14 protein-coding genes are annotated in these 23,167 nt (G+C 43.3%); 4 read left to right on the plus strand and 10 right to left on the minus strand.

The window, feature by feature from the left end; genetic code table 11:
• Positions 1-296: 296 nt before the first annotated feature.
• The 4 genes from CJ305_RS11480 to CJ305_RS11495 all read left to right on the plus strand — a co-directional run bounded on the left by CJ305_RS11480 (position 297) and on the right by CJ305_RS11495 (position 5,790).
• Positions 297-1,442: an endo-1,4-beta-xylanase gene (locus CJ305_RS11480; protein WP_099646415.1), complete on the plus strand. Its 1,146-nt coding sequence runs from the start codon at positions 297-299 to the stop codon at positions 1,440-1,442.
• 6 nt (positions 1,443-1,448) lie between these two features.
• The gene (locus CJ305_RS11485; RefSeq protein WP_099646416.1) at positions 1,449-3,026 is read left to right on the plus strand and encodes a glycoside hydrolase family 43 protein; all 1,578 of its coding nucleotides are present in this window, start codon (positions 1,449-1,451) and stop codon (positions 3,024-3,026) included.
• A gap of 20 nt (positions 3,027-3,046) precedes the next feature.
• Positions 3,047-4,366 carry a family 43 glycosylhydrolase gene (locus tag CJ305_RS11490; protein WP_099646471.1) on the plus strand — a complete coding sequence of 440 codons (1,320 nt, stop codon included), beginning with the start codon at positions 3,047-3,049 and terminating at the stop codon, positions 4,364-4,366.
• A 62-nt stretch (positions 4,367-4,428) separates the two neighbouring features.
• Positions 4,429-5,790, plus strand: coding sequence for a glucuronyl esterase domain-containing protein (locus tag CJ305_RS11495; protein ID WP_099646417.1), 1,362 nt, complete (start codon positions 4,429-4,431; stop codon positions 5,788-5,790).
• A gap of 12 nt (positions 5,791-5,802) precedes the next feature.
• Here CJ305_RS11495 and CJ305_RS11500 read toward each other — a convergent pair whose 3' ends face one another.
• The 10 genes from CJ305_RS11500 to CJ305_RS11540 all read right to left on the minus strand — a co-directional run bounded on the left by CJ305_RS11500 (position 5,803) and on the right by CJ305_RS11540 (position 22,946).
• Positions 5,803-9,852, minus strand: a complete 4,050-nt coding sequence (locus CJ305_RS11500) for a hybrid sensor histidine kinase/response regulator transcription factor (RefSeq protein ID WP_189319434.1) — start codon at positions 9,850-9,852, stop codon at positions 5,803-5,805.
• A gap of 152 nt (positions 9,853-10,004) precedes the next feature.
• A complete protein-coding gene (locus CJ305_RS11505; RefSeq protein WP_099646419.1) occupies positions 10,005-12,809 on the minus strand; it encodes a glycosyl hydrolase 115 family protein in 2,805 nt (934 codons plus the stop codon).
• A gap of 16 nt (positions 12,810-12,825) precedes the next feature.
• Positions 12,826-13,992, minus strand: a complete 1,167-nt coding sequence (gene uxuA / locus CJ305_RS11510) for a mannonate dehydratase (RefSeq protein WP_099646420.1) — start codon at positions 13,990-13,992, stop codon at positions 12,826-12,828.
• Positions 13,993-14,733 (minus strand): SDR family NAD(P)-dependent oxidoreductase, encoded by a 741-nt coding sequence (locus tag CJ305_RS11515; protein ID WP_099646421.1) that lies wholly within the window; start codon positions 14,731-14,733, stop codon positions 13,993-13,995. It abuts the gene before it with no gap.
• Between the two features lies 1 nt (position 14,734).
• Positions 14,735-16,885, minus strand: a complete 2,151-nt coding sequence (locus CJ305_RS11520) for an alpha-glucuronidase family glycosyl hydrolase (RefSeq protein WP_099646422.1) — start codon at positions 16,883-16,885, stop codon at positions 14,735-14,737.
• 117 nt (positions 16,886-17,002) lie between these two features.
• The gene (locus CJ305_RS11525; protein WP_099646423.1) at positions 17,003-18,040 is read right to left on the minus strand and encodes a LacI family DNA-binding transcriptional regulator; all 1,038 of its coding nucleotides are present in this window, start codon (positions 18,038-18,040) and stop codon (positions 17,003-17,005) included.
• A gap of 124 nt (positions 18,041-18,164) precedes the next feature.
• Positions 18,165-21,452 carry a VCBS repeat-containing protein gene (locus tag CJ305_RS11530; protein WP_099646424.1) on the minus strand — a complete coding sequence of 1,096 codons (3,288 nt, stop codon included), beginning with the start codon at positions 21,450-21,452 and terminating at the stop codon, positions 18,165-18,167.
• Between the two features lie 253 nt (positions 21,453-21,705).
• Positions 21,706-22,212: a hypothetical protein gene (locus CJ305_RS11535; protein WP_099646425.1), complete on the minus strand. Its 507-nt coding sequence runs from the start codon at positions 22,210-22,212 to the stop codon at positions 21,706-21,708.
• A 100-nt stretch (positions 22,213-22,312) separates the two neighbouring features.
• Positions 22,313-22,459 carry a hypothetical protein gene (locus CJ305_RS19480; RefSeq protein ID WP_189319435.1) on the minus strand — a complete coding sequence of 49 codons (147 nt, stop codon included), beginning with the start codon at positions 22,457-22,459 and terminating at the stop codon, positions 22,313-22,315.
• Complete coding sequence (locus CJ305_RS11540; RefSeq protein WP_099646426.1) at positions 22,452-22,946, minus strand: hypothetical protein; 495 nt, start codon at positions 22,944-22,946, stop codon at positions 22,452-22,454. Before CJ305_RS11540 ends, CJ305_RS19480 begins: the two co-directional genes overlap by 8 nt.
• Between the last annotated feature and the right edge of the window lie 221 nt (positions 22,947-23,167).

Raw genomic sequence — 23,167 nt, forward strand, 5'->3', positions numbered from 1 at the left:
TGGTTTTTTAAGAGTCAAACCCCAATGTGCCTGTACACATTGGGGTTTGTTTTTAAAATCGCCTTACACGATTCGACTTAAATACATCCTAATTATCTACCGGTAATGAAGGGTTTCCCTGAAACTAGTAATCGAGCAAAAATTATTTTGGGATCATAGTAGAACAACGCAATCGATTGCTTAAATTAGCAAAGTTCTAATTTTGAGAACTTCAATAGCTTAATACCATTTAGATCGAATACCCATTTTTAAGAAATAGAATATCCTAAACCACTGTATGTTTAAAATTTAATTTAATGAAAAACCTAATCTATCTATTCACAATCTTCACGCTTGTACTAAGCTGTAAACCAAAGGAATCAGAAAAAGACACTGCTATGCTAGAGGTGGAAAAACCTCTTGTTCTTAAAGATGCCCTTGCCGGTAAATTTTTAATGGGTACTGCACTCAATGCGCGTCAAATAAATGGTTTCAATCCGGAAGAGCTTGAGGTTGTAAAGGCAAACTTCAATTCTATCGTTGCCGAAAACTGTATGAAAAGTGAACGCCTGGTTCCTGAAAAGGGAAAATACGAGTGGGAAACCGCAGATAAGTTTGTCGATTTTGGAGAGCAGAATGGTATGGTCGTACACGGGCATACGTTGATTTGGCATTCTCAAACACCTAAATGGTTTTTTAAAGACGACGCGGGTAATGAGATTGATAAGGAAGAACTTACTAAGCGGATGAAAGAGCATATAGCAACCGTGGTCACCCGTTATAAGGGGCGTATTAAATCATGGGATGTGGTTAACGAAGCTGTTTTAGATGACGGAAGTTTACGAGAAAGTAAATTCTACAAATTACTTGGTGAGGATTTTATAAAAATAGCTTTTGAAGCAGCTCACGAGGCCGATCCTGATGCAGAGCTGTATTACAATGATTATTCAACAGCGGTTCCTGAAAAAAGGGATGGTATCGTGCGTATGATTAAAAACCTACAGGCTCAGGGCGTACCCATTCATGGTGTGGGTATGCAAGGACACGTAGGGATGGATTATCCGGAGTTGGAGGAATTTGAAAAAACCATTGAGGCTTTCTCAGATCTTGGACTTAAAGTTGCCGTTACCGAATTTGATATTACCGTTTTGCCTTCTCCCTGGAAAAATCAGGGGGCTGAGGTTTCGGCAAACTTTGACTATGAAGATCGAATGAATCCATATCCAGAGAAGCTTCCCGATAGCGTAAACACGGCTTTCAATGCCCGTTGTCTGGAATTTTTCAAGCTCTTTTTAAAGCACGAGGATAAACTTGATAAAGTAACCATGTGGGGAGTTAACGACGGCAATTCGTGGAGAAACAACTGGCCGGTTGGCGGGCGTACCGATTACCCCTTGCTTTTTGATCGTCAAAACAAGCCTAAAGGTGTAGTAGATTCTATTGTACTTCTTGCCAAAAAATAAAAACCTATGCGTTTACAAGGCCTGCTCAAGTCCCTTTTTATTTATTCAGTTTTTACGTGTGCATTGATTGGTGAATTCCAGGCTCAGGAAAAAGCTCAAAATCCACTGATTTACGCTGACGTACCCGATATGTCCATAATCAGGGTAGGAGATACCTACTATATGAGTAGCACGACGATGCATATGAATCCCGGTGTGCCCATTATGAAATCTCAGGATTTAACCAATTGGAAACTGGTGAATTATGCATACGATACCTTAGTAGCTAATGATGCGATGAATCTGGATAACGGTCAGCAAACCTACGGACGGGGTTCCTGGGCAAGTTCGTTACGCTATCACGAGGGTGTCTATTACCTGTCAACTTTTTCAGCTACGTCAGGGATGACTCATATTTATACCACAAAAGACATCGAAAACGGTCCCTGGGAACTGCACGAATTTAAACCGGCTTACCACGATCACACGCTGTTTTTTGAAGATGGAAAGATTTATATGATCTGGGGTGCCGGTGAGTTAAGTATTGTGGAATTAAATGCTGATTTATCCGGGGTAAAAGAAGAGACTAAAAAGATCTTAATTGAAAATGCTACCGCACCTATTGGGTCAAATATTATCTTACCTGCGGAAGGTTCACAGCTTTTTAAGCACGACGGTAAATTTTATCTATTCAACATCGCATGGCCTCGTGGGGGGATGCGTACGGTGATCATTCACCGTGCAGATGATATCATGGGGCCCTATGAAGGTCGCCTGGCCCTGCAAGATCAGGGTGTCGCTCAGGGCGGACTCATCGATACCCCAGAGGGCGACTGGTATGCTTATTTATTTCAGGACAGCGGGGCTGTGGGTAGAATTCCCTATCTGGTTCCGGTAGAATGGAAAGACGGCTGGCCCGTTTTGGGTGTAGAGGGTAAAGTGCCCGAAACACTTGATTTACCCGAAAACAAAAGTCTGATTCCGGGAATAGCCCATTCAGATGATTTCAGTCGCGAGAAGGGTGACGGGTCTTTACCATTAGTTTGGCAATGGAATCACAACCCGAATAACGACCTGTGGTCTGTTGAAGAGCGCCCCGGTTTTTTAAGACTTAAAACCGGAAGAATTGATACCGCTTTTGTTCAGGCTAAAAATACATTGACACAACGAACGCTGGGACCGGTTTCTAGCGGAACTGTAAAACTTGATGTGTCTCAAATGAAAGCCGGTGACCGCGCCGGTCTCACGGTTCTTCAAAAAAAATATGGGATTATCGGAGTACGTTGTGACGCAGATACTAAGCAGATTTACATGAGTAAAAATGCGGAAGACGGGGGTGTTATCGCAACCGTGCCCTTAAATCAGAATGAGGTATTTTTTAAGATTGAATGCGATTTTAGAAACCGCACAGACAAAGCCTATTTTTATTACAGTCTTGACGGAAAAACCTGGAATGAGTTGGGCAGCGTTTTGCAAATGCAGTACACCTTGCCTCATTTTATGGGTTACCGCTTCGGCCTGTTTAACTATGCTACAGAAACTCCCGGAGGCTGGGTAGACTTTGATTATTTCGAGATCGAAGATGCCATCAGGCATTCGAAATAAAAGCAAGATCACTTATGCGTATGCGTTCAAAAATCATCTTTTTTACACTTTGTGCAGTTTGGCTGTATTCTTTTGCCCTTCAGGCTCAGAACCCGTTGATTTTAGACCAGTATACCGCAGATCCTACAGCTCGGGTTTTTAATGACAAGTTGTATGTTTATCCCTCGCACGATATTTTATGTACCGAAGATAAAGGCCGTGTTGGCTGGTTTTGTATGGAAGATTATCATGTGTTTTCGTCACATAATCTCACAGCGTGGAAAGATCACGGTGAGATTTTAAATCAGACCGAAGTTGCCTGGGCAGATCCTTCGGGCTACAGTATGTGGGCGCCTGATTGCGTGGAGCGCGACGGCAAATATTATTTTTACTTTCCAACAAAGCCAAAGGACGAGAAAGGTTTCAAAATAGGCGTGGCAATCAGTGATTCGCCTGAAGGACCCTTTGTTCCACTTGAAGAGCCGATTGCCGGTGTAAACGGAATCGATCCTAATGTTTTCATCGATGCCGATGGGCAGGCCTACTTATACTGGTCTGGCGGAAATATTTTTGTTGCCAAACTGAAGCCTAATATGACTGAACTGGCTTCAGAACCTCAAATAATTGCAAACCTCCCACAGGAAGGTCTTAAGGAAGGGCCTTTTGTTTTTGAGCGAAATGGGAGCTACTATCTTACCTATCCGCACGTTGAAAATAAAACCGAACGTTTAGAGTATGCTATGGGCCCCACGCCTGAAGGTCCTTTTACGGTAACCGGAGTCATTATGGATGAAAGCCCTACGGGATGCTGGACAAACCATCAATCTATAGTAAATTTTAAAGACCAGTGGTATCTGTTCTACCATCATAATGACCTGTCTCCTGATTTTGATAAAAATCGCTCTATACGGGCAGATAGCCTTTCATTTAATGCGGATGGTACTATTGTAAAAGTGCAGCCTACTTTGCGTGGTATTGGAATAAATAAAGCTACCGAAACGATTCAAATAGACCGTTACAGCAGTAAAAGTAACTCGGCAAGGGTTCAATTTAACGATCCCGAAGCGCCGTTTAAAGGTTGGAACGCGGTTTTAAATACAGGCGACTTTATCCGCTACAATCGGGTTGATTTTGAGACTAAGCTTTCTAAATTGAAGATTCACGTGAAATCGGAAGCAGGAGCAGTGCTCGAACTTACATTTGCAGATTCGGATGAACCCATCGTAGAATTAAAAGTTGCCAACACTGCAGACTGGAGTATTCTTGATTTTGATCTTGACCCCGTGACTGAAGGTGTTCACGATGTTGGAATCAAAGTAATTTCCGGCGCAGCAGCAATAGACTGGATTCAGTTCAGGTAAGCGTAGTTTTAGAATCTAAGAGTGTTTGCGCTGGTTTTTTAGATATAATTTAAACTAAACCTATGTGCAGACGTATTCAGTGTCGTTTTCTTATCGTGGTACTCATCCCTTTTTCGTTTTATGCTCAAAATACTTCGGCATTACGAGACAGTATCAATCGGTATAGTTATGCCGATTTTCTACAGATGAAAAAAACGCTTGGGATTGAGCAGGAAAACAGGCCCGGTCCTTCCGGAAATCCCAATGATCCCAATTCCGCTAATTTTGATGAGAGTCAGGTACACGAATACTCTTTACCCTCACTATTGACCACCCAATCGGGTATGGAAGTCAATTCGGTAGCAGATTGGGAAAATCACAGACGACCGGAGCTAATTGCAGCATTTGAAAGCGAGATGTACGGTGCTGTGCCTGATGACATACCCTCAATTTCCTGGACTATTAAATCGGAAAAAGATACCGTGATTGGCGGTATTCCTATACGCGAACAGCATCTTATAGGTACCGTAGATAACAGCAGGTACCCCAAACTCCGTGTAGCCATCGAAGCGCTTTTGGGGATTCCAAAAAAGAGTAATGATAAAGCGGTCCCTGTGGTAATTCAGTTTGGGTTTTTAAATTCTCCATTTGGAAAAGTAGAAGAACCCCGCAGTTTTTTTATTTCTCCATTTGAGCCCGGCTTTAAACAGCAACTGGCGCATCAGGGCTGGGCTTATGCCGTTTTAGACGTTTCTTCCATTCAGGCAGATTACGGTGCCGGCCTCGATGCTGGCATCATAGGTTTGGTCAATCAGGGTCAATCCAGAACTCCAAAACAATGGGGTGCTTTGCGTGCGTGGGGTTGGGGTGCGAGCAAACTAGTTGATTATTTCGACACACGAACAGATCTGGATTCCAAACGGGTTGCAGTTGAAGGAACCTCGAGATACGGGAAAGCGGCCTTGGTGGCTATGGCTTTTGACAAGCGGATCTCACTCGGTTTTATTGGATCATCAGGAGCCGGCGGAGCTTCGTTATTACGCCGCAATTTTGGCGAAATGCTTGAAAACCTCGCATCCCCGGCAGAATACCATTGGTTTGCCGGGAATTTTCTCAAATATGCCGGTATCAAAACCGTTAATGACCTTCCTGTAGATGCACACCAGCTCATTGCGCTCTGTGCACCCAGACCTGTATTTATAAGCGCGGGTTCTGCTAAAATTGAAGGACAGTGGGTAGATGCTAAAGGAATGTTTGACGCAGCTGTTGAAGCTGCGCCGGTGTATGAATTGTACGGTCTCCGTGGGCCTGGCACCACTGATTTTCCGTTTATGGGAACTGCGCTGACCTCTGGCGAACTCGCTTTTAGACAGCACGGTGGTGGGCATTCTACCGGCCCCAACTGGAGTACCTGGATTGCCTGGGCACGGCGCTACTGGGATTAACAGTATTTAAATTTATTCCTTAAGATGGGTCTCCTGATACTTTTTAGGTGGAATCCCATAGAGGTTTTTAAAGCTGGTTGAGAAGGTAGATAAATTAGAGAAGCCTACCGCATACGCTACTTCAGCCACACTTATAGATTTTGAAGCCAAAAGATCTGCTGCTTGTTTCAGACGCACGTTTTTCATGAGATCACTAGCCGATTGGTTGGTCAGTTCTTTTAGTTTTCGATACAAATGCACGCGGCTAATACCTACAGCATTAGCGATCATTTCGACATTGAGGTTAGGGTTGTCCATATTCTCATTGATATAGCCCATTACCTTTTTCAACAGAATTTCGTCAGAACTTTCCAGCTCTATCTGTTTAACCTTGTCTTCCTGCAATTGACTGCCATCGTAGTTATTTTTAAGAAGCTTGCGGTTTTGAATGAGATTCAGTGCTGTTTTCTGTAGAATAGCCACGTCAAAAGGCTTGGGAATATAAGCATCAGCACCCAGATTCAAACTTTCCAGATTACGCTCTTGGGTTGATTTCGCTGTAAGCAAAATCACCGGAATATGGTTGATGTTGATGTTTTTCTTGATGCGTTTGCAAAGTTCGAGACCATCCATTTCGGGCATCATAATATCGCTGATTACCAGGTCTGGATTTTCTTTCAGAATATAGCTTAAAGCTTCCTTCCCATTAGTGGCGAGATCAATACTAAAGCTTTGCGCCAACTCCCGTTTGATGTATTTACGAATTTCCAGATCGTCGTCAACAACCAGAATTTTGTGACCCGTAGAGCTTATCTCTTTTCCATTATGGGCTGCTAAGGGTTCTACAATATCTTCGGAAGCCGTCATTTTTAACTCACCCTGATACAACTGATGGGGTTTTAAATGCGCATCGCCCAGAGGAATTCGTGTTACAAACTTACAGCCTTTACCGCTTTCATTATTTTCGGCATAGATGGTACCATGGTGCAATTCTGCAATTGAACGGGTGAGGTTGAGCCCGATGCCGGTTCCTTCCAGATTGTGGGGTGTTGCTTTAATCTGATAGAAGCGGTCAAAGACAAATTTTTCCATCCCTTTCTTGATTCCTATTCCGTCATCAATAACACTTACTTCAAAGAATCCCGGGTGGTTTGCCTGCTCTTGATGAGGTTTGGTTTCAAGCAACACTTCAATGCTTCCGCCTTTGCTCACAAACTTCAGCGAGTTTGCCACCAGATTTTGAATGATTTTGTCGAAGTAATTTGGGTCTACCCACGCAAAGAGCTCATCCATCTGATGTTTAAATTCAAACTGAATTTGTTTTGCTTCAATCTGATCTTCAAAAATGGCACAGATATCAGCGATGTATTTGACTAATTCCACACGTTCAAAATGAAGTTCCAGTTGCCCACTATCAATTTTTCGAACGTCCAGAAGCTGATTAGCCAGATGGTAAATACGGTCTGTGTTGCGCATCATCGTCTCGTACGATTTACGTCTTACAGGATCCTCATCATTTCGCAGCAATTTTTTTAATGGATTGATAACCATTGTAAGCGGGGTGCGTATATCGTGCGAGATGTTTGTTAAAAATTGAAGCTTCGCCTCATTGATTTGTTTCGATTTTTGATATTCACGAAGGCGGTTTTTACTTTCCTGGCGCTGCTTTAACTCATAGATTACAATCGCTGTTACAATAACAAACAGGAGAAAATAAATGAGTTTTGCAGTGGTTGATAGGTACCAGAGCGGGTGTATGATTGCTGTGAAGTTTCTAATTTCTGAAAACTGATCATAGTCTTTAGCGCGCAATTTGAAATTGTAGGTTCCGGCTTCCAGATTGTCAAAAGCTACCGTATTTACTCCCGGAGTAAGATTGATCCAGGGCCCATCATTAACCGAATAGGCATAGGAGATCCGGTTTGGGTTTCGGTACTCCATCGAAGAGAATTCAATGCTGAATGAATTATCCCGGTAGGCCAGATTTATGGTGTCTGCTTCAATGATGGCTTTATCAAGAATCTCGTAGGAGCCTGATTTCATTCCTTTACGCACGGGTGTGTTTTGCAGGTAGATGTCTATGATATAGATTTCAGGTCGCTTTTCAGTATCTACAATGGTTTGTGGGTTGAAATAGGTAATCCCGTTCATTCCACCAAAAATCAACTGATTTTCCTGATACAGATAGGACGCATTTTTACTGAACTCGTTGCCCTGTAAACCATCGTTGAAATAGTAATTGAGAAAGGTCTTCTTAGTCGGATTAAATTCAGAGATACCATGATTAGTACTCACCCAAAGCATCCCATTGCTGTCCTGCTCTATAGCACAAATGGTATTGTTGGGCAGACCGTCTTCAATAGTATAATGGGCAAGCAGCTGAAAGTCCCGGTCTGTTTTCTTGAGTCCGTTTGCGGTTCCTAGCCACAAATTGTCATCGGCATCAGTATGGATGGTGTAAATGATTTCTCCATCAAATTTCCGGATGCCGTTTTTGTAAGTAATAAATTTTTGATCAGTCAGGTCAAACTGACTGATACCGTCGTAAGAGGCCACATACAGGATTCCCCTTGAGCGATCGAGCAAGAGGTTGTTAATCCACTTATTGTTGAAAAATTTTGGACCTTCAGGACCGTCTGCAATTTCTACATTGCACGAAGTGATCGCATTGGTTTTTAGGTTTAGTTTAAAAAGACCCGATCCCATTGAGCCCAGCCATAAGTTATCACCGTCGTCTTCAACAATGGTATAAATACTTTTAACCGGATTCCCCAGCTCGTCAACCAGATTATTGACAAATTGTATTTGATCCGTGTTTTCTTCAATTTTTGCCAGTCCGTTAAGATAGGTTCCTATCCAAATGGTATTACGGCTGTCTTCAAAAATGGAGACCACGGTGTTTAGTTTACTGCCCAGATAATTCTGGTCTTTGTAATGCCGAATCACTTCGTTTTCTGGCGAAATGGCATACAAACCATCCCCATCTGTACCAACCCATAAAACACCTTCAGAGTCTTTAAAGACGGCCATTACACAGTTAGAGCCAATGATGTCGAGTTCACTCGATTCATAGCCTATGTAGTTGAAATTATTGATCTTTTTAGGAAGCAGCACTACGCCTTTTTGATACAGTCCCAGCCAGGTATTGCCCGAGTCATCTTCAATTATATCGTGTACCTTTGATTTTGAAGAATCAAAGCTTGAAACCATAATGGGATAGGGGGAAAGTGTTTGCGTATCAGGGTCAAATCGAAACAATCCATCCCCGTCTGTACCCACGAGCATCTCGTTTTCTGAATTGAGGTACAGGCTGTGAATGACCAGATGTTTAGTGTTTGGGATCGCTTCAAAAGCTGAACGATTCGGATTTAATTTAAACAAGCCCTGAGTGTAGCTGGCAGCGTAAATGTTTCCTTCCTGATCTTCCCCAATAGCAGAAAGTGACGCCCGAACACTATCTCTCTGAAAGTACGGCGTAACCGTATTATTTGGATTTACAACATACAAGCCACTTTCGGGAGTTATGAACCAGAGTTTATGCTTGCTATCCTGAAAAATATGATCTACAAAAGCAGTGGGCAAGAAGTTTGGAAGGTTTTCGGCCAGAAAATCATCTCCATTTTTTTGAAGTCTAAAAACCCCACGCCCGGATGTCCCTATAAGAATTTCGCCGGTTTTGCGCTGGGTAATATTGGTCACATGCGCGTCATAAGTGTATTCTTCGTTAATCGAGAGGGGAATCTGTTTAAAAGAATCTGTGGCGTGATCGTAAATTTGAAGCCCGTTGAAAAACCCAAAATAGAGGTTGTTTTTGTCGTCTTCAAAAATGCTTTTTACGTAATTGTTTAAAAGAGAAGTAGAGTCCTGAGCATTCTTCTTATAGGTGACAAATTTAGCTCCGTCGTATTTGTTGAGTCCATCTTCAGTGGCAATCCAGACATAGCCTTTATGATCCTGATAAATAGCATTGATTAAGCTACTTGATAACTCTGAATCTGAAGAAAAAATCCTTCCATTTTGAGCCGAAAGACTTAAAACGAAAAGAACATGCAGCAGTATGAAAAATTTTACTCTTAGATTCAAGATAAACAGTTTATGATGTTTTAACGCGCTTTGCAAGCCGATGTTCATTTTGGCTGTCAGTACTTGATTAATATACAGATTTTCAGGTTACAAGCTATCGACTAGCTTGCAAGATGTTACTTTTTTCAGGAACTGAAAACAGTTTCCACAAGTTAGTCTTTTAATCCCGCAAACGTTACAGGAGTCAGGTAGAAAGACTGATTATTTGATTCTGCTTTCAGTACCAGATTTTGCAAAACAATTCCCGGATCTATACCGTAAATTTTTAAGGTGTGCTGACCTGCTTTTAAATTTACAGGTGCCACAACACGGGTTACATTATTAGCCACGCTGCTGTTCCAGTTGTCTGGAGTGTTTTTATGCATATTAAGCGTTTGTACAGGCTCATCATCAATCTGATATTGAAATTGTAGTCCGCCCTGATTTTTAAAATCCAGGGTGGGAGACAGGTTAAACGTGATCGTACCTTCAATAGCTTCGTTAGCGTAAAACTCGTAGGTAAGAGTGGTGTTTTCAGGTGTGATATCTTTTGAGAATGTATTCTCAGGTCGCAGGGCGATGTCCTGTCTGCCGAGATCAGGGATCTGCTCCCAACCCGTGTTTGCGGTAAATGCGTTAGTAGGTATGCTGATCATTCCGGCGTAGGATACTGCTCCCTTAGCATCAGCAGGATAGGGATTGTAACGTACATTTAGGTTTGCGGTTCCATTGTCAGATTGGATAGTGATGATACCCTCCTGATCTGAAGCAGGTAATTTGCCTGTAATTAAACTTAAAGTCAGCTGCTGTTCCGTTTTTACGGCTCCTTTTTTCTGATCAACTTTCAGCCATTTTGGTAATTTCTTGATTTTGTAGTCTACCTCTTCCTTTCCGGTGTTGAACAGGGTGAGTTGCTGATGCTGATGCGACTGATCAAAAGGCAACACATTCAAAACCTGATCTTTTGGGAAATAGGCTTCGGTTCCTGCTACTGAGATTCCCAGATTTCCTTCCTGCGGAACTTCAATCTGTTTAGTTTCGGGAATGACATTTTGCCTGGGTTCCTGCCAGTAGGTATAACCTATGTGGGTTTGATCCATAAAATGATTCCACTTAGAGTCGTTGAGGCTGTGATAGGCTTTGGTGAGTTCTTTGTCTTTTTCAAAAAATGCGGCTACCTGTTCCGCATAGGCGTTTGCGGTATTTCGGCCCTGTTCGGCATATAAATGGTTTTTTGCCGCGGCGATATACAACCTGTTGAGGTTTGCCATCGCTTCAATGGGAAACAAAACCAGTTGGTAATAAGCCGATTGATACGACGCGTCGAGTTGTTCTTTAATTCTTTTCGCCTCCTGCTCCAGCTTGTCATATTCCTGAAGGATGCGTTCCGCTTCATTAAAATGATTGAGGCTGAAAGTCTTCGGACTCAATAGCTCAGGTTTGCGACGGCTTGCCAGTGTGCTGTAGGTCTGAATCAACCCGGCAATTTCAGAAGCGTAGTTGTCGCCAAATTGCGCTGCAGCCCATTGTTTAGGGTATTTTTTTAAATCGGCAAGGTCGAAGCTTTCCGGATTCCAGGCATAGTCCAGAAAGAAGCTGATGGGATATTCCATCGGTTTAATGTCGCCCACGTTTACAATCCAGATTTTACGGGCGTTATATTCGTAAGCCAGGGACATCTGCTCGTAAACACGTGAAATTTGATTGGTGTTGAGCCATTTGTAGTTACGCGGTCCGCCCACGTAATCAAAGTGATAGTAAATACCATAACCGCCGCTGCGCTCTGCATCTTCCGGATTGGGCAGTTTGCGAATATTTCCCCAGTTATCATCCGCCAGAAGCAGCGTAACATCATCAGGTACGCGCATCCCCTGATCGTAATAATCCTGTACTTCTTTATACAAGGCCCAGAGTTGCGGAGTCTCACTTGCAGGCTTTCCGGTAACGTCTTCAATAATTTGACGTTGGTCTTTTACAATCCCTTCCAGCAGTTCAATGGCGGTTCCCTCAGTCATGGGTTCGTCACCATCACCACGCATTCCCACGGTTACGATACTTTCATTATCGCCCATACGCTCTATGCCCGCTTTCCAGAAATCCCGTAAAACCTCGGGATTGGTATTGTAATTCCAGTCGCCCTCCCCGTAGCGATCCCATTCCACGTGAGCCCGCATCAAGGGTTCGTGATGCGAAGTGCCTATCACCACGCCGTATTTTTCGGCCTGTACGGCATTTTCAGGATCATCATCGTAAAAGGCGCGTCCCCACATCGCCGGCCAGAGGTAATTGCCTTTCAGTCTTAAAATCAGTTCAAAAACGTGCTCGTAAAACTCGTGATTAAAACTGCCGTAATTTTCACCCACCCAGCCCGATAGAGCCGGGGCCTCGTCATTGATGAAAATTCCCCGGTATTGTACTTTAGGCCCCGGGTTGGTATAGTTTGCCGTATTCACATAAAGCTGCTCTGATTTTTTGACCGGTACATCTGCCCACCAATACCAGGGCGAAACCCCTATTTCTTCCGAAAGCGTGTATATGCCGTAAATCGTACCGCGTTTATCGCTACCGGCGATAACCAGATTTCCGTCTATCTGCTGTATGCTAAAGGCTTCCCACTGGTTTTTAATAGTGGAAACATTCAGTTTACCGGTTTGTGCCAGCGAGTCAATAAAGCTGCTCTTCCCAAGCGTACCAATAATCAATTGCGGTTTGCCTGAAAGTCTGTTGAAAACTTCCGGTTTTTTACCGGTGACCCGCTCCAGATCGAGCTGCAGGTTTTTAGCGGCGATATGCACGCCTTCGTAATCTGCAGCGTCGACGACCAGATTTGCGGTTGTTTTTGAATCACTCAGCGTAAAAGCTCCGGTTGCAGGTGTGGTGGATACCACATTTTGCTGTGCAAAGAGTCCTTGAAAAGATATCAGGGCAATAGCGACTACCAGTTTTTGAAGGTTTAGCTTGAATGATTTTAAAAACATAATTGATTTGTTTGATTTAATTCTTCTGTAATCCCAGCTCCAGACCGGTGAGTTCTGCCAAACCTTTCAGTCTTCCTATAAAGGAATAACCCACATAATAAGGTTTGTGCTTTTCCAGTGCATGTAAATACCCGTGATCTGGGCGCATCGGGATTCGCTTACCGTTGGTGGTGGTATAATCGATGATTTGCCGCATCACCTGCTTCATTGGTACGTCGCCGTCCAGATGGTCTGATTCATAAAATGAACCGTCTTCAAATTTTTGAACATTTCGCAAATGCAGAAAATGTACCCGCTCTTTATGTGTGTCAAAAATCTGAGGCAAATCATTTGCCGGGTTGGCGCCCAGCGAACCAGTGCAATAGCAAAGGCCGCAAGAGGTTGATTCGATTTGCGAAAAGATGTAGTTGAGGTCTTCTGCCGTGCTCACAATGCGCGGTAATCCCAAAACCGAAAACGGCGGATCATCCGGGTGAATGGCCAGTTTGGCACCCACGGCATCAGCGGTAGACGTTACTGCTTTTAGGAATAGTACTAGGTGTTCGCGCAATTTGCTTTCATCAATATCTTTATATTCGGCGAGTTGATTCAGGAGGTCTTCGGTAGTGAAATCTACGGTGCTGCCGGGTAAGCCCAGCATCACGCTCTTTTTAAGCACCTCGCGCTCTTCTTCAGAAAGCGAGTCGTATTTTTCTTTGGCTTCGGCGACCTGCGCTTCGGTATAATCGCTTTCGGCTCCGGGTCTTTTCAGAATAAACAGGTCAAAAGCTTTAAACTTTACGGGATCGTATTTTAAAATTTCGGCACCTACCGCATTTTTAAAGCGGTGATCGGTGCGCACCCAGTCCAGAATGGGCATAAAGTTATAGGTGATCGTGTAAATGCCCTGATCGGCCAGATTCTTAAGGCTTACTTTATAATTTTCAATAAGCTCCTCATAGTTTCCGGTGCGTTTTTTAATGTTTTCGTGCACCGGTAAACTCTCTACCACATCCCAGGTCATTCCGGCGGCTTCAATCTTATCTTTGGTTTTTTTAATTTCTTCAGGAGACCAAATATCCCCGACCGGAATGTGATGCAAAGCAGTTACAATTCCGGTAATACCTGCCTGACGTAAGTCTTCAAGGCTTAATAAATCGCGCTCTCCATACCAGCGCATTGTTTTGATAATGGTTGTATTCATTTAAAATCCTATTGAGTTTCCACCGTCTACACAAAGCACGGTGCCAGTTGTAAATTTAGAAAGATCGGAAGCATAGTAATAAACGGTATCGCCAATGTCTGCGGGCTCTCCCAGTTTGCCCATCGGGGTACGGCCCAATACCTTGTTCTTGCGTTCCGGGTCGCTGTCAAGCGCTTTGCTCGACATATTGGTTTTGATAAACCCGGGTGCCACGCAATTCACCCGTATACCAAAGGGCGCCAGATCAACCGCCATAGAACGCGTCATTCCCTCAATCGCCGATTTGCTGGCCGTGTAGGCGACCACCTTGGGAATCCCGTACTGAGCTGCCATCGAACTGATGTTAATGATGCTGCCCGAATTTTGACTTTTCATCACTTTGGTCACTTCACGAGACACCACAAACACACTGGTCAGGTTGGTGTGAATGATGCGCTGAAATTCGTCATCGGTAACCTCGAGGAAGTCTTTTTTCATGTTAATCCCCGCATTGTTCACCAAAATGTCAATGCTGCCTGCTTCTTCTGCAATATGTGCTATGGCCTGCGGAATTTTATCGAGTTCCGCCAGGTCAAGAATATAGGTCCGGGCATTGGGACCCAGCTCCTGCCGGGCCTGCTCCGTTTTTTCGGCGTTGCGGCCTATGATGTAGGTGATGATGTTTTCATCACAGAGTTTTTTTGCGGTTGCGAAACCTAAACCGGCATTGCCGCCGGTAACTAATGCTACAAGTTGTTTCATATTAATCCCAAGAGGGTTTTATACCGGGAGCATACCGGTCCCGGATGGATTCATAATAATCAAGAGTGTGTTTGGCTTCCGGAATAAACTCCGGCATTTCTTTATTTGAGAACTGCTGAAAATACAGCAGACACGAGTCGCGCCACCATTGGGCTTCCTCAAGTTGAATGCTCAAAAGCATCCGCGTTTTTTCATAAACCTGTTCGCCCACATATGGCTTCATATCCTGCCAGGTGTTGATCATCGCTTCAACTTCTTCCACACCATCCTGATATTTTCGCGCCAGATTGTACCAAAGCGTCTGGCCATTATCAAGCTTATAATCCCAGGGCACATGGTGAAACCAAAGCAGATATTCTTGTGGTGTGGTTTCTATGTTTTTATAGGCGTTTTCAATTTCAGGAGCGTATTGAGCAAGCGCACCGCTACCGGTGGAGGTGCGGTCAAAACCAATCCCAAGGCTGTCTGCCTTGTGATAGTACACCGAGGTCCAGTCTTCCCGGCCCAAATCTTTAACCCAGGGACCCGGACCCTGATGATGTCCTTCGGCCATGATGTGGTGCAGTCCCAGCGGCGTCATATAGTTTACGACCGCTTCGCGCGAATCGAGCAGGAGGGAGGTCATAGGCTTTACAAATTCGGGATCAGGCGTAAAGGTCTGTGCCAGCCATTCTTCGGCGATGGTTTTTGCGCTGAGTTCAGGATTCCAGGCCAGGCGGCCAAAGCCGTACCAGTTTGCCTGTGCAAAAGGATGCCCGGTCCAGTTGCGCGAATTACCGATGTTTGAGACACCAGCCATACCGGTTAATTTTTTGTTTGTTAGGCTACCGTCAACCACTTGAGCTACCGTGCTTCCGGCTCCTTTAGCGTAGGTATCTGCCTGTAGCGTTTCTTCGAAAAGTTTGGGTAAAAATGCCAGATGAGACATTCCGCCCAGATATTCCTGAGTGATTTGAAATTCCATCATCAATGGAGTTTCGGGCATCGCGCCAAATAAAGGATGAAAAGGCTCACGCGGCTGAAAATCGATAGCCCCATTTTTTACCTGAACCAGTACGTTATCTTTAAATTTTCCGTCGAAGGGAACAAACTCGCTATAGGCCTGCTTTGCCCGGTCTTCCGGCTTTTCATCGGAATACACAAAAGCACGCCACATCACAATTCCGTTATAGGGTTCCACGGCCTCAGCCAGCATATTGGCGCCGTCTACGTGAGACCTGCCGTAATTGTTAGGTCCCGGTTGTCCTTCTGAATTGGCCTTTACCAGAAACCCACCAAAATCAGGAATATGCGTATAGATTTCTTTTGCTTTTTCATTCCACCAGTTTTGAACTTCAGCGTTAAGCGGATCTGCAGTTTGGAGTCCGCCAATTTCTATGGGGGCCGAAAAGCGTGCGGTTAGGTACACCTGTATTCCATAAGGTCTGAAGGCGTCTGCAAGCGCTTTTACTTTTTGCAGGTAATCGTCCTGAAGGATGTAAGCGCTGGCGTTTACGTTGTTTAAAACCGTACCGTTAATGCCGATTGACGCATTGGCGCGGGCATAATCTATATACTCTTCTTTGATGAGATTAGGCAACAAATGCCAGTCCCAGATCGAGAAGCCGGCATAACCGCGCTCGATAGTGCGATCCAGATTATCCCAATGGTTGAGCAGTCTTTTTTTGATTTTCGGAGCATCGGTGATTTCCAGTTGCGACAGGTCTTTGTGCCGCTGCATTTCTCGCAGGTAGGCAAACGTACCATACAACAGTCCTGTTTCAGTAGTAGAACTGATTACGATAACCTCGCGCTTATCCAGGCGCGTGGCCTGTATTTTATATGCATCTTCCGGCAGATCTTCGAGTTCTTTAAATTCTTTTTTTAGACTTTGTGGAAGGGCTGCATGTTTGAGTATCAGCAGCGTCGGCTGTTCTGAGCTCTTAGCAACAGTATGATTCAGCATTCCGTCAAATGCCAGATTCAGCTCTTTAAGAATTACTTTTCCGGTTGCGGTTGTGGTGTCAAGCTGTACCTGAGCGTTCAAATTTTTATAGTCTTCTACAAGCTTTGGATTTTTGATTTCGGCATACTGAAGCCAAAGTTTATAACCATCCTGAGCCATCAGGATCTGACCAAAGAATAGGAAAACTAGCGTAATGATGTTTTTCATAAATGAAAGGAGTCTTTAATCTCAATCGATTGCAGAGGCAATCAAAAACGGAAATTTACTGAAAATTAGACAATCGATTGCGTTAATTGCAAAGTATTTCGGCCGAGATCTGTTTTTTTAAGTGTTTTTTCGGGTGCTGGAAGCTCTGATAATGAGATGCGTATCGAGCACGCTGCATTCGGCAATTTTAGGAGTACCTTCCTTTTTAAGCACATGTTGCAGGATGCGCTGGGTACACAATTCGCCCATCTCCATGGCCGGATGCGATACGGTAGATAGCGCGGGCTCAACAATGGAGGAAATAGGATCGTCATTGAAGCCAATGACCGCTACTTCTTCGGGTATTTTGACTCCCATCTTTTTAAGGGTTAAAATGGCGCTTACCGCTGTGGTGTCGTTAGAACAAAAAATACCATCCGGCGGATTGGTGGTTTGCATCAGTTGCTCGGTTGAGGCTTCGCCTTCTTCCGCACTTAAACTCTTCATGGTGATGATTAACGAGTCGTCAACAGCAAGACCATTTTCTACCAAAGCATCTACATAGCCCTTTTTTCGATCTCTATAAACATTGAGGTGTTGTGCTCCTGCAAAATGCGCAATGCGTTTGCAGCCTTGTTCTATCAAATGAGTAGTGGCATTAAATGCCGCAGTGTAATTGTCTATGACCACCGTATAACTTTTAAAATCTGCCGGTACGCGGTCAACAAAAACCACGGGAATGTTCATTTTTGAAAATTGCTTAAAATGATTGATGCTTTCGGTTTCCATTCCCAGTGAGGCGATAATGCCACAAACCCTACTGTCAAAAAGTGCTTTTGCACTGGTCACCTCGTTTTTGTAAACATCATTAGACTGACTGATGAGAATATTGTAACCTTCCTTGCTGGCTGCGTTCTCGATTCCGCTGATCAGCGAGGAGATAAACGGTCGGTTGATGCGCGTGACCAAAACCCCGATAGTTTTACTTTGATTGTTGCGCAGACTGGCCGCCAGAATGTTAGGCCGGTAACCCTCTTCTTCCGCAGCTTTTTTAACGATAGCAATGGTCTTGTCACTGATACTGTGGTGATTTTTTAAAGCCCGTGAAATCGTACTGGGAGAATAATTCAGTTTACGCGCGAGGTCGTAAATGGTAAAGGATTTCTTTTGTTCCATTTGCTTAGGGTTAGTTGAACAAATATAGCTTTTTAAGGTTTCATTACTGAAAAATCAAAAAACGGCTTAAATACTCTCTATTTTTTAGCTTAACATCTTTTTCTGGCATTTAATTTTTCATGTTTCAATACCTGAAAACCGAAAGTGGTCGGTCGTTATTAACCACTAGCAGGTAATTTTCAGTATCGATCGTAAACGGATGAATGTTGCGCGTGTTTGCACCGGTGTAAAAATTTCGGTCTTTATAGGGCGTGAAATTTCCTTTGGTATCATTCAGCAAAATATAGCCCACATTGGCATCGTAACGCACGGTCTCTACTTCGGCTTCATAAATTGCCCCTGCGCCAATGACATCGATGTATCCATCTTTATTCACATCAACAAAGGCAAAAGACATAGTTGGTCCCAGTTGGGCGGTTGCCGGTAAGTATTTCAGATTAAAGTTTCCATTTCCGGTATTTTCCAAATAGATGGATTTGAACTCGTGAACTTCCTGTTTGTATGAATTGGAAAGCTGTTCGCTTCCATAGATATCTTCCATTGAGGAGTTTGCAAATTCTTTAAAGGTTTTGATCTTTTCGCTTACAAAGGAATTTTGAGCCGTAGAACACTCTTTGCCGCGCACCGGAACCAAATTACCCTGATAGGTTTTACTGAGTACCATATCGTAGGTTTTGTCGTTGTCAAAGTTGCTGCCAAAAATGTACAGCGGTTTTTCAGGAGTAGGATGAAATTTGTTATTTCCGCCCAGATTGCCTACAAAATAATCGAGGTCACCGTCTCCGTCAAAATCCATTTCGGCAATGGTATTCCACCAGCCGGAAGTTTTTGTTAGAGCATCAACCTCTTTTCTTGAAAATTTTGAATCCTTAAGATCAAAAAACTGTATGGGCATCCACTCGCCAACAGCGATCAATTCGTCTTTGCCATCGCCGTCAAAATCGCTGATGCGCAAATCGTTTATGATGCCTAAATTTTCCAAATCAGGTGCCACCTCACGTGTGACGTCTGTAAATTTTCCGTCGGTATTTTCCAGAATATAAGAGCGTGCGTTCAGGGGATATTTGCCGGGAACCACGTGACCACCCACAATTAAATCCTGATCTCCGTCCCCGTCGTAATCGTAAGCCACGACTGCTTTGGTATTAGTCAACATTTGTGGCAATGCTTTGGAATTGGAGAAATTGCCACTTCCGTCATTGAGGTACAGTCGGTCCTGCAATAGCGCATCGTTTTCATCAAACTCATAAGCCCCGCTGGTAACATAAAGATCGAGATCGCCGTCAGCATCAGCATCAAAAAATACCGCGCCCTGATCTTCGTATTTTTGGTCAGCTTCTATTACGGGTTGCGACAGGGCCTTAAACCCGCCCGATTGTTCCCGCAAATAAATGATGCCGGGTTGATCTTTAGCACCTCCTATGTACCAGTCTTCCAGACCGTCATTATTGAGGTCAGCTGCAGCAAAGGCAGGGCCTTTTTGAGATTGCTTCTGAGGCAGCAGCACCTGCCGGTCAAAGTCATTGTAGTAATTTTCACGATGGGCGTACTCCAGGCCCAGACTTTTGGGGTTAATCGCTTTCCATTCAGCGGGCAGCGATTGAACCCGAGCCTTGCTCAGCGGATTTGAATCTACATAATTGATTTCCAGAAACTGGTTTGCATCCAGATCTTCTTCGGTATATACCTTGCCATCACCCCAGATTACTTCGATTTTATTGATTTTTTCAGCAGTACCCAGGCCAAAAATCAATCGGGGCGATACCGAAGACTGAAAGCCTCTTGAAAGATACACTTGCTGTTCCTGTTGAAGGCTGTCTGTGTAAATACGAACGGTAGCTCCCAATGCAGTGGTATTCTTCCCGGGACCCTTAAGTTTAACCGAAAGGAAATTGGCGTTTGAGTTGTTGCGATACACCGAAGCCCGGTCATCCATATTGTTGAGAACAAGATCCAGGTCGCCATCATTGTCCAGGTCACCATAGGCAGCGCCATTGGTATTGATGGCTTCGTCAAATCCCCAGGCGGTTATCGCGTTTTCAAAAGCCAGATCTGCGGTGTTTTTATAGATGTAATTCTTCAGTTTATTGCTGGGCAACTGCTCTAAAATTGTGGCGATTGGCGTTTCGCCCACATTGAATTTACCCGAATTGTGAATGAGATTCCCAAAATCCTGATTGCCGAGTTCGCGCTTGATCCCATTGCTGATAAAAATATCTTTATGCCCATCCTGATCAAAATCGGCCAGGAGCGGCGCCCAACTCCAGTCGGTCTTGGCAACGCCCGCATACTGGGCGATATCGCTAAAATAGCCATTACCGTTGTTGAGGTTAAGCACATTAGACATATAGGCATAGTGATAGCCGGAAAGGGCGGTCTTCAGGAACCCGTTTGTGTCCATACTGGGCATATTTTGCTTGCCGCGCTGGTGATCTTCGGCAGACATATCAAGCACCAGCAAATCGGGTAGAAAATCGTTGTTGATGTCTGCATAGTCAGAACCCATACTGCTGTACGAGGTATGTTTAACCCGTGTGTTGATGTGATTGCTAAACGTACCGTCCCGGTTGTTGAGGTACAATTTATCGGGCGTGATAAAGTCGTTAGCCACAAAAATATCTTGCCAGCCGTCGTTATTGAAATCGCCTATCGAAGCACTGAGGCTAAATTCTTTATTTATAATGCCGCTTTCGAGGGTGACATCGGTAAAAAACGAACCCTCATTGCGGTACAAATGGTCTGAAGTCTGCGGAAAAAAGTCTTTATCAGCCAGCAGCGCATCAAGATCTATGGAGTTGAAAAAATCGTCCCGGTGATTGATGAGGAACAAATCGAGATCTCCATCGTTATCGTAATCTAAAAAATAGGATTGCACCGAAAAGCCGTCGTCGTCAATACCCCATCGGGCTGCTTCCTCTTTAAAAGTCCCGTTTTGCTGATTGACAAACAAGAGGTTTTTACGCAATGCCGGCTCATTTCGCGAAGCCGATTTACACACATACAGATCGAGCCAGCCATCGTTATTGATATCGATCATCGAGACGCCGGTGGTCCAACCCTGCGCGTCTGCGACTCCGGCCCGGTCTGTGATGTCCTCAAATTTTAGATCGCCTTTATTGAGGTAGAGCTTATTTGCCGTTTGATTTGCGGTAAAATACAGATCATCCAGGCCGTCGTTATTGATGTCGCCAATGGCAACTCCGCCGCCGTTGTAAATGTAGGGATAGTTGAAGGGGTGAAAATCTTCGCTTTCCTGTACTGCATTGATAAAGCTGATACCTGTTTGTTCTGCAGGGATTTTGGTGAACAGGGTTTCGTAAGTTGGATTGTTTTTTTTGGATGGAGTTTGCTCACAGGAACTGGTCATTAGCAACACCATAATAATCAAAAGGGTAGGGAACTTAAAACTCATAGCTTTTACGGAACTCAGGATACTAATAGTCGAATATACTATAATATCCCCTGAAGACAAAAGAGCTTTTGAGTTGAAGAGAATTTAGAAAGCGGAAAGCCCAGGCTTTTAAGCCGTTTATGTTTTAGTTTGGAGGTGGTGCTTCCCAAATCCTAATGCTTCTTCTTAAAAAATTTTTGGGTAAAGGATAGAATCTGTTCTAGGGATTAGAGGCTTGTGCGACGGTTACCGGGGTTGATCTTTTTTTATTTCATTAAATAAAAAAGAAGATCTTTAGTAGCATAATGAGAAAAACCAGAATTAACACTTTGAAAATGCGCACAGGCAATAGTCCAAGCTGTTTTAGTAAGAGCAGTCGCAAACTTAAGGCTATAAAATCAAAAGTGAGCACGTCATAGGATGGCCCACCAATTCCTACGACATAGCCGCCTTTAATGAAGAAAAGTTTGAAGAGCCAAAAGAGTAATTCAGCAAATAATAATAGTACTCCAACCTGCTTTTTTGGAATAAAAACCCCAAAGCTTAAAAGTCCAATAGCCGTTCCACTAAAAAAGATATTTTCAGTAGAAAAGGTGGGCTCATACGAAACAATACAACCCCATAGTAGTGTATAGTCAAGTTTTGTAAAAAAGCCAAAAATTGTCCAGCCAATTAGGAGAAGGTATAGTGTTTTTGGTTTGGCAGAGAAGGCTTCCCAAAGTCTGATGCTTCTTCTTCGTATTTCGTTAAGGTTAAAAAGAATCAGATCCGATTGGGCCATTTGGTGAATGATCAGTTTGGGTTATTCCTGGCTATAAGATAGAATCTTTTCTAGGGATTATGGGCTTGTGCAACTACTATCGATGTTGTGGAACTTTTTTTTATTTCTTTTTCGGTGGCGGTGGCGGTGGATTGTGCATAGTTGGTACATTTCCTTTTATTATTACTTTTCCGCCAGGATTATTTGTCGGTTTTCCACTTGGTCCAGTTGGTTTAGGATTGCTATTCGGTATATTCTTTTTAGCCATCGATGTGATATTTAGTTAAATAATTATTTGTTTCTATTTCGGTTTTTTTCATCAACCATTTATATCTTTTAATATTCAGCTTTGTGTCAATTTCCTCAATTTGCTCCCAGTCAGATTGTCTGTAGTCAAAATATTTGTCAAGTCCTTTTTCTTCTGTTATTTGGTTGTATTGATATTTAGTCCACAACTTTTCGAGTTTGTTGAAATACTTTGTGTACATCATTCGCAATCTTGCAATTTCCTCTATTTCTTTGTCCGAGCGAATAATTTGATTTTCAATTAGCAGCAATAATTGTACAATTGCGATAAGAGAGAATGCAATCCAAACATAGTTTTCAAAATGTTTCCAGCTCAAAATACCGCTTAACGATACTAATAGTGTTAAAATCTGAAAAGTCTTTTTAAGCGTTCTTTGAAAGTTTAAATATTTAGATAAGTAAACTTCGCCATATTTTATATTGGTTAATTCGTACCATACTTTATTCATATAATAAAATTAGCTTTTATTAATTGAAAATCAGAAATATAAAAGTTGGGTTATTAACATTCTATTGACAGTTAATGTTTTATGAAAATGTATCACAACGTATGGATAATGTAACCAGTTATGTTATATCCACTTTACTATTTCTCTAAATATAAATCAACACAGTATAAGTCTGTTACGGAATACCTCATTATCTAAATAAAAGAAAAACCAGGTTTAGG

Origin of the sequence: Leeuwenhoekiella nanhaiensis, assembly GCF_002744755.1 — a bacterium.
GTDB lineage: Bacteria > Bacteroidota > Bacteroidia > Flavobacteriales > Flavobacteriaceae > Leeuwenhoekiella > Leeuwenhoekiella nanhaiensis.